Consider the following 8,200-nt stretch of genomic DNA (forward strand, 5'->3'; position numbering starts at 1 on the left):
TGTGGCCGGGCGCAGGTAGCCCGTCAAAAAGCCCCCGGCGGGCCCCCCGCCAGTTAACCGCCGGGCCGTGGGGGGGCGGGGCCGTGTCCCCCCCGCCCCCCCCCGCCGCGCCGAGCACCACACCGGTGGCGCCGGCGGTGCCGAGCAGCTTTCGCCGGGATATCCCGGCCACGGTGCCGTCGCGTTCCGCGGCGGGCTCCTCGGGGGCGGTCACTTCGGACCGTGTGGTCTGGTCAGCCATGGTGCGGTTCAGCCGATCTGCGCGTTTTTGGAGACGGTCGTCTGGTCGATGTCGGAGGTCCGCACGGTCACGGCGATCTTCCAGTCGCCGGCCATGGGGATCTGCACGCCGCTCGCGGCCCAGTGCCCGGTGGTGATGTGGTCGGGTGTGACGGGAATCGGCCCGATCTTCTTCGCGTCGAGGGTGAAGGCGATCTTGACCTCGGGGATGTCGAAGGCCCGGCCGTTGGGCCGCTGCACATAGACATGCAACTCGTTGCCGCCCACGCGCGCGGGGTCGAGATCGATCCTTACCAGGCCCTTGCCGTCCTTGCCGCCCGTGTCGAAGGGCATGTCCAGGGTCAGCGCCCCGGACGGGTCCGACGCCGAGGAGGACGCGGACGACGACTGGGCGGCCTGCGCCTCCAGTTCCGTACGGCCCGGTTCGGTCTGCGTCAGCGCCGTGGTGACGGCGAGCAGGACGACGGCGACGCCCGCCTCCGCGAGCACCGAGCGGCGCAGGCCGAACCGGCTCGGGTCGGCGTCCCGCAGCCGCTTCTGCCGGGCGGCGTCCACGGCGGCCCGCTGCCGGGCCAGCTGGGCGGTGCGCTTGCCGTCGCCTGCACCGCCGGCGGACTCACCGGAGGCGGACCGCGCGGACCCGGCGGACGCGGGGGCCTCGGCCGACGCCGTGACGCGCTCCTTCCCGGGCTGCTCCTTGCCTGAACGGTCCTTCTTCGGCTGCTCCTTCTCCTGAAGTGCCGTCCTGGAGCGGGCCGCCTGGGACTTCGAACCGGCCGTGTCCGTGAGCCGGGCCGTCCACCGCCGGGAGATCCACGCGATGCCGACCAGCAGCACCACAAGACCGATCTTCACGAGCAGCAGTTGCCCGTACCGGGTGTCGGTGAACGCCGACCAGGCGCCGAGCTGCCGCCAGGACTGGTAGATGCCGGTGGCGACCAGCGTGAGCACGGATCCGAAGGCGACGGACGAGAAACGGCGTACGGCGGCGGCGCCGACCGGTGTACCGGCGGGCGCCTGGTACAGCGAGACGAGGAGGGCGACCAGACCGCCCAGCCAGGTGGCGACCGCCAGCAGGTGCAGCACGTCGACCGGCATGGCGATGCCGGGCTGCAGACCGGTCGAGGCGTGCTCGGCCATGGCCCAGCTCGCCGCGAGCCCGGCGGCCACCACGGATCCGCCGACCGCGAGCCCGAAGGTCAGATCGCGCTTCTCCGCGTCCTCCCGCCTCTCATAGGCGCCGAAGAGGACGGCGATGAACAGCGCTGCGGCGGCGAGCAGCAGCAGCCGGGAGACCAGCGCCGCCCCGGTCTTGGTCTGCAGCACCTGACCGAGCAGGTCCAGGTCGAAGATGTCGCCGAACGCCCCGGAGCTGGTGTAGGAGCCGCGCAGGAGCAGCAGCCAGAGCGTTGCCGCGGTCAGCGTGACCCAGCCGCCGACGACCAGCCGCTGCACCGCCCGCACCCCGGAGCCGGGCTGCCAGCAGGCCAGGACGAAGGTGGCCCCGCCCACCAGCACGATGAAGCCCGCGTACGACACATAGCGGCCGAACCCGTAGAGCCAGCCGACGACCCCGCCGCCCACCGTCTCGCCGGACACCGAGACCGTGGTCTTGGAGGGGGCGCCGACGGAGAATGTGTAGGCGCCGGCGACGGGATGGCTGTCGGCGGAGACGACCTGGTAGGCGACGGTGTACGTGCCGTCGGCCAGGCCGGCGACGAGCCGCACCGAGTACGTCGTGCCGCTCACGTTGGACGGCTCGCCGGAGTCGACCCGCTTGCCTTTGGGGTCCAGGACCCGCAGTGAGCCGCTGCCCATCGACACCTGCTCGGAGAAGGTGAGCGACACCTGGTCCGGCGCCTTGTCGACCACCACCCCCTGCGCGGGGTCGCTGCCGGTCAGCGCGGCGTGCGCGGAGGCCGGGCCGGCGCCGGCGAGCAGCGCGCCGGTGACGGCGAGGAACAGCAGCACCAGGGTCCGCAGGCGGGGAGTGATGGTCCGCGTCAAGGGTGGTCCCTCCTCAGTGTCCGGTCGACGGGTTGTACGTGGCCGACTTCACCGGCATCTCGACGGTGAGGGGGCCGGATTCGGCGAACTTCAGCCGGAGCGTGATGGTGTCGCCCTGCTTCGGCTTGCGTTTCAGGCTCTCGAACATCAGATGGTTGCCGCCGCTGTTGAACATGAGCCGGCCGTGGGCCGGGACCGCGAAGGAGGTGACCTCCCGCATGGACCCGCCGGTGGTGGAGTGCAGGGTGACCCGCTCGGCCACATCGCTGGTGACCGAGGTCAACTCGTCTTTCGTACCACCCTTGTTCACTATCGTCAGGAACCCGGCCGCCATGTCCGCGGAGACCGGCTGCGGCATGTAGGAGGAGTCGACCGAGAGGTCCGCCGCCGAGCCGCCCTTCGCCTCGCCCTTCGCGTCGTCGGAGCCGCCGCAGCCCGCGAGGGCGAGCGCGGCCGCCAGCGCGGCGGCGGGCACGGCGAGGCGCCTCACGGTTTGTCCCCCTTGACGATCTCGGGGAGGTCCTTGGTGTAGTCGTCGACCGTGGCGTCCTCGCCGTAGAGCAGATAGCCCCCGTCGGTCTTCGGCGAGAACGCGACGACCTGGGTGCCGTGGACGGAGACCAGCTTGCCGTTCTTGTCCTTGGTTGTCGGCTCGACGGAGATACCGAGGGAGCGGGCACCGGCCTGGATGGTGGCGAAGTCGCCGGTCAGGCCGATGAACTGGGAGTCGATGCCCTTGAGCCACTTGCCCAGCTCGGCGGGCGTGTCACGGCCCGGGTCGGTGGTGACGAACACCACCCGCAGCTTGTCCTGCTCCGCCTTCGGCAGTGCCTTCTTGGCGACCGCGATGTTGTTCATCGTCAGCGGGCAGACGTCGGGGCAGTGCGTGTAGCCGAAGTAGACCAGCGTGGGTTTGCCCTCGGTCTCCGCGCGCAGGTCGTACTTCTTGCCGTGCGTGTCGGTGAGGACCAGGTCGGGCTTCTCGAACGGATTGTCGAGTATGGTCACGGCCCTGGCCGAGCCGGACTCCTCGGAGACCACGGCGATCGGCGACTTGCCGTCGTCCCCGCTGCCGCAGGCGGAGAGGGTCAGGGTGCAGGCGGCGAGCAGTCCGGCCGCGGCGAACGTCTTCTTGCGCATAGAGAAATGTCCCAGATGTAAGAAATCCGGCGGGCACCGGGGGTTGTGCCGGGTGGCCCGACCCCCGGTGCGCGCCGCTGGCGAACAGGCTCAGGCGGTGGTCCGCCGACGCCCGGCGGCCACGCCGTATCCGACGCCCGCCACGCCGACGACGATGCCGATGATGCCGAGCACGCGTGCGGTGGTGTCGCTGCCGCCGGAGGAGTCCGCGGCCTTGGTGTCGGCGGCGGCGTTCTCGGTCTTGCCCGCGGTGTCCGCCTTGTCGGAGGCGGCGTCGGTGCCCGAGGAGGAGTGCCCGTCCTCCGCGGCGGCCGACAGCGCGAGGACCGGCGCCGGGTTGTCCGGTTCGTCCTGGCCCTCCTGCGGCACCTCGATCCAGCGCACGACCTCCTTGTTGGAGTACGTCTGGATCGCCTTGAACACGAGCTGGTCGGTGTCCTCGGGCAGGGCGCCGATGGACAGCGGGAACTTCTGGAAGTAGCCCGGCTGGATGCCCTTGCCGTTGGCGGTCCAGGTGACCTTGGTGACGGCCTCGCTGATCTTCTCGCCGTGCGATTCGAGGGGCTTGTCCAGCGTGGACTTGGTGACCTTCACGTCCCAGCCGTCGACCGGCTGCGGCATCACCGAGGCCAGCGGGTGGTCGGCGGGGAGGTTGATCTCCAGCTTGGTGGTCGAGGCGTTGTCGCGCTCGTTGGGGACCTTGAAGTCCACGACCGCGTAGCCGCCCTTGGCCGCCGCGCCCTCCGGCTGCACGGACACGTGCGCGAAGGCGGGGGCGGACAGGGCGAGGACGGCCGAGCCGGCGACGACGGTGGCGGCGGCGATACGAGAAGCCTTCATGGCAGACAGCACTCCACTCCGAGTGAGTTCCGGTGGTCCGGTGATTCCGGTCGGGAAGAAGGGCGCGCGCTGTGCACGCGCGCGTGCCGCACGACGGCGGCCGGCCCTCTCCTCTCCTTCCGGGTTCCGGGTGGAGCGGCGGTCCGTCGCGTCAGGCGGCGAGGACGACTGCGGCGGCGGCCGGGGGACCGCGCCGGACCACCGTGTGCTGGAGTGCGGTCGTATGCGGGGCGGGCGCTCGGTCCTGCGTGCGCCGGTGACGCGGGCCCGCCCCCGGTTCGGTCCACAAGCCGCCCCGCAACGCGCGGGTCAGCGCGAGCGCCCCGCGCAGGGACCGTACGAGCGCCCCCTCGGCGACTCCGTGCGCCGACAGTTCCATCAGACGCAGCAGTGCCACGTCGCCGCGACGCAGCAGCCAGCCGACGGCGACCGCCGCGAGGACATGGCCGAGCAGCATCGGCAGCGACGGCAGCAGCGCGTCGGCGGAGGAACCGGCGGGGGCGGTAGGGGCGGTGGGGGCGAGCGCGTGGTGGGCGGCGCCCGGTCCCGCACCGTTGATCAGCTGGGCGTCGGCCAGGATCCGGTAGGCGTGGGCCGGGGTGATCGCCGCGGCGCCGGCGCCGCACACGAGCCGCGCGGCCTGTTCGACCAGCGTGGCGTCGCTCATCCCGCCCATCGACGCCGTCGACGCCATCGAGCCCATGGGCGCCGTCGTACCCGTCGCACCCGTCGGCACCGCGCCGGACGCCATGGCGGCCGTACCGTGCTGACCCAACCCGAACAGCACGTGCAGCGCGCTCTGACCGACCGCCAGCAGCGTGGCGATGCCCGGCAGTGAGCGGTCCCGGCCGGCGAGCGGCGCCACGAGCACCAAGGAGCCCAGGAAGCCGGCACCCAGCGTCCACAGCGGAACGGAGGCGCAGGAGGCCAGCGCGTGCCCGGCCGCGGCCAGCACGACGCAGACCGCGGCGAAGACCGCGGCCCGCAGGATCCGGAGTTGGTCTCCGGAACGCGCCGTGCGCGGGTGGGGGGCAGACATGGCGGGCTCATCATCCCACTGGAGCCCCGCGTGTCCCACGGCAGGTCCGAAAGTCCCCCATACACCGATTCCTGCCGGAGCACATCCACCGTATGGGCGGCCTCACGTCGCGGGTGTGCTTACACCGGCGTGTGCGCGGCAATACGTAACCGTATGTCGAGCCGCGGCCAGGAGGCTGGAGCATGAGCATCTGGTGGTCACTCCATCTGCGCCGCGAAGCCGCGAGCGTTCCCCTCGCCAGACGGTTGCTGCTGGGGACCATGGAGACGGCGGGCGTGGACCCCGACATCTCCTACGACCTGTCCGTCGCCCTGAGCGAGGCCTGCGCGAACGCCGTCGAGCACGGCGGGGACAGAGCGCGCGGCGCCTCGGAGGCGTACCGCGTGACCGCCTACCTGGACGGCGAGAAGTGCCGTATCGAGGTGACCGACTCCGGGCCTGGCTTCGCGCGACCCCCTGCCGTTCGCGCCGCGCGCGCGGACGCGGAGCACGGCCGCGGGCTGCATCTGATCCGGGAACTCGCCGATCACGTCCACATCGGCGACAAGCCGGGACGCGGCGGCACGGTGGTGAGCTTCGACAAGATACTCAAATGGACCAGGGACCCCTCCCTGCTCACGGCGTAACGACCGGCACCCGGTGACTTTTCCGAGGCCCCGCGTGTCCGAAGCCGCCCCTCAGGTCGCGCCGGCGTTCCCGACCAGCGGCTTCCTCTCGGATGAGGAGCAGCGAGGACGAGGGCGTGGCGCGGGGCCGCCAGCACCGCGTTCACCGGTCAGCCGGCGCTGACCCAGAGGCCCGGCCTGCCCGACACGCGGGACCTCGCCGCCCGCCCCGGCCACCGCCGGGACCACCGCCGGCCGCGCCGGCCGGTCAAGGCGCCGGCGGCCGGCCGCACGGCCCGGGGCGCCCTGTGGGTGCTGGCTCTGCCGGTCGCCGTGACCGCGCCGGCACGGGCGGCCGACCCGCGCGAGGCCACCGCGACCGCCTGGCGGATCGCCGCGCACACCGGCCGGGCCGCGCAGCGCCCGCGCGTCACGCGACTCCGCGGTTTCCGTCCGGTACGGCGTTGGCCGGGGTCCGGGGCGAGACGTCGGCGCCGCGGCCCGTTCCGGTGCGGGAATCGCGGCCGGCCGAGGACCGTCGGCAACCGACGTGGCCGAGCACCACCGGTGCCCGGCCGTTCGGATTCGGCGTCAGTCCTTCAGCGTGGCCATCCACGCCTCGACCTCGTCCGACCGGCGCGGCAGACCGGCGCTGAGGTTCCGGTTGCCGTCCTCGGTGACGAGGATGTCGTCCTCGATGCGGACGCCGATGCCGCGGTATTCCTCCGGCACGGTCAGGTCGTCGGCCTGGAAGTACAGACCCGGCTCGACGGTGAGCACCACGCCCGGCTCCAGGACGCCGTCCACATACGACTCGGTGCGCGCGGCCGCGCAGTCGTGGACGTCCAGGCCGAGCATGTGACCGGTGCCGTGCAGGGTCCAGCGCCGCTGCAGCCCCAGCTCCAGGACGCGCTCGACCGGGCCCTCGACGAGGCCCCACTCGACGAGCCGCTCGGTGAGCACGCGCTGGGCGGCGTCGTGGAAGTCGCGGTACTTGGCGCCCGGCTTGACGGCCGCGATCCCGGCCTCCTGGGCGTCGTACACGGCGTCGTAGATCTGCCTCTGGATCTCGCTGTACGTGCCGTTGACGGGCAGCGTGCGCGTGACGTCCGCGGTGTAGAGGGTGTGCGTCTCCACGCCGGCGTCGAGCAGGAGCAGGTCGCCGGAGCGCACCGGGCCGTCGTTGCGGACCCAGTGCAGCGTGCAGGCGTGCGGCCCGGCCGCGCAGATGGAGCCGTAGCCGATGTCGTTGCCCTCCACGCGCGCGCGCAGGAAGAACGTGCCCTCGATGTAGCGCTCGCTGGTCGCCTCGGCCTTGTCGAGGACCTTCACGACGTCCTCGAAGCCGCGCACGGTGGAGTCGACGGCCTTCTGCAGCTCTCCGACCTCGAACTCGTCCTTGATCAGCCGCGCCTCGGAGAGGAAGACGCGCAGTTCCTCGTCGCGCTCGGCGGTGACCTTGTCGGTCAGCGCGGCCTCGATCCCGGCGTCGTACCCGCGCACGACGCGGACCGGGCCGGTGGCCTCGCGCAGCGTGTCGGCCAGCTCGCGCACGTCCGCGGCCGGAATCCCGTACAGCGCCTCGGACTCGGCGAGCGAGTGGCGGCGGCCGACCCACAGCTCGCCCTGGCCGGAGAGCCAGAACTCGCCGTTCTCGCGGTCGGAGCGGGGCAGGAGGTAGATCGTCTCCCGGTGGCCGTCGGCGGTGGGCTCCAGGACGAGCACGCCGTCCTCGGTCTGGTCGCCGGTGAGATACGCGTACTCGACCGACGCCCGGAAGGGGTAGTCCGTGTCGTTCGAGCGCACCTTGAGGTTGCCGGCGGGGACGACCAGGCGCTCGCCCGGGAAGCGGGCGGACAGCGCGGCACGGCGGCGCGCGGTGTGCCCTGCCTGTGCGATCGGCTTCAGGTCGTGCAGCTCCGTGTCGGCCCAGCCGGACTTCATGTTCTCGGCGAGCTGGTCGGAAACGCCCGGGTACAGGCCGTTCTTGCGCTGCTTGATCGGCTCCTCCGACTCAGTCTCCGGGGTCTCCGGGTTGAGTTCGTCGGCCACGGTCATCCTCCTCGATACGGCACGGATCCTCCCCCGAGCACTCGGCGCTCTGGGCTCCGCCCGAGCAGGGGGACCTTCATCATCGTACGGTCGTACCGCACCGGACCCGTGGCCGGACGACCTGTTATGCCCGGTCATGCGCCCTTCGCGCGGGCCCACCCGGCGGAAGCGACGGCCCGGGGGCGGGCGTTCGGCCGAAGCAGCGCGCCAGCGTTCGGCGGCAGCGGCGGGCTGGAACCAGGTTCGGCCGAACCGGCGGCCGGGACGGTGTTCGGTC

General features: G+C 72.3%; 7 protein-coding genes. 1 reads left to right on the top strand and 6 read right to left on the bottom strand.

Features of this window, described 5'->3' with window-relative positions; translation table 11 throughout:
* Positions 1-249: 249 nt before the first annotated feature.
* The 5 genes from ABT245_RS28105 to ABT245_RS28125 all read right to left on the bottom strand — a co-directional run bounded on the left by ABT245_RS28105 (position 250) and on the right by ABT245_RS28125 (position 5,266).
* Positions 250-2,247 (bottom strand): copper resistance CopC/CopD family protein, encoded by a 1,998-nt coding sequence (locus ABT245_RS28105; protein ID WP_351738427.1) that lies wholly within the window; start codon positions 2,245-2,247, stop codon positions 250-252.
* Positions 2,248-2,260: 13 nt separating this feature from the next.
* Complete coding sequence (locus ABT245_RS28110) at positions 2,261-2,737, bottom strand: copper chaperone PCu(A)C (protein WP_351738430.1); 477 nt, start codon at positions 2,735-2,737, stop codon at positions 2,261-2,263.
* Positions 2,734-3,387, bottom strand: coding sequence for an SCO family protein (locus ABT245_RS28115; RefSeq protein WP_351738433.1), 654 nt, complete (start codon positions 3,385-3,387; stop codon positions 2,734-2,736). The genes ABT245_RS28110 and ABT245_RS28115 overlap by 4 nt, the downstream gene beginning before the upstream one ends.
* Positions 3,388-3,477: 90 nt before the next feature.
* Positions 3,478-4,227, bottom strand: coding sequence for a YcnI family copper-binding membrane protein (locus ABT245_RS28120; protein WP_351738435.1), 750 nt, complete (start codon positions 4,225-4,227; stop codon positions 3,478-3,480).
* A 151-nt stretch (positions 4,228-4,378) separates the two neighbouring features.
* Positions 4,379-5,266 carry a hypothetical protein gene (locus ABT245_RS28125; protein WP_351738438.1) on the bottom strand — a complete coding sequence of 296 codons (888 nt, stop codon included), beginning with the start codon at positions 5,264-5,266 and terminating at the stop codon, positions 4,379-4,381.
* 182 nt (positions 5,267-5,448) lie between these two features.
* On the opposite strand from ABT245_RS28125, the gene ABT245_RS28130 reads away from it, so the two are divergent.
* Complete coding sequence (locus tag ABT245_RS28130) at positions 5,449-5,892, top strand: ATP-binding protein (RefSeq protein WP_351738441.1); 444 nt, start codon at positions 5,449-5,451, stop codon at positions 5,890-5,892.
* A gap of 570 nt (positions 5,893-6,462) precedes the next feature.
* On the opposite strand, the gene ABT245_RS28135 is transcribed toward ABT245_RS28130, so the two are convergent.
* Positions 6,463-7,929, bottom strand: a complete 1,467-nt coding sequence (locus tag ABT245_RS28135; protein WP_351738444.1) for an aminopeptidase P family protein — start codon at positions 7,927-7,929, stop codon at positions 6,463-6,465.
* Positions 7,930-8,200: the final 271 nt, after the last annotated feature.

Source organism: Streptomyces sp. NPDC001508 (assembly GCF_040298665.1).
Taxonomy (GTDB): Bacteria; Actinomycetota; Actinomycetes; order Streptomycetales; family Streptomycetaceae; genus Streptomyces.

Bases quoted from the DNA above. Each gene is read 5' to 3' on its own strand.
- ABT245_RS28115 (WP_351738433.1), bottom strand. From the start codon at position 3,387: ATGCGCAAGAAGACGTTCGCCGCGGCCGGACTGCTCGCCGCCTGCACC.
- ABT245_RS28120 (WP_351738435.1), bottom strand. From the start codon at position 4,227: ATGAAGGCTTCTCGTATCGCCGCCGCCACCGTCGTCGCCGGCTCGGCC.
- ABT245_RS28125 (WP_351738438.1), bottom strand. From the start codon at position 5,266: ATGTCTGCCCCCCACCCGCGCACGGCGCGTTCCGGAGACCAACTCCGG.
- ABT245_RS28130 (WP_351738441.1), top strand. From the start codon at position 5,449: ATGAGCATCTGGTGGTCACTCCATCTGCGCCGCGAAGCCGCGAGCGTT.
- ABT245_RS28135 (WP_351738444.1), bottom strand. From the start codon at position 7,929: ATGACCGTGGCCGACGAACTCAACCCGGAGACCCCGGAGACTGAGTCG.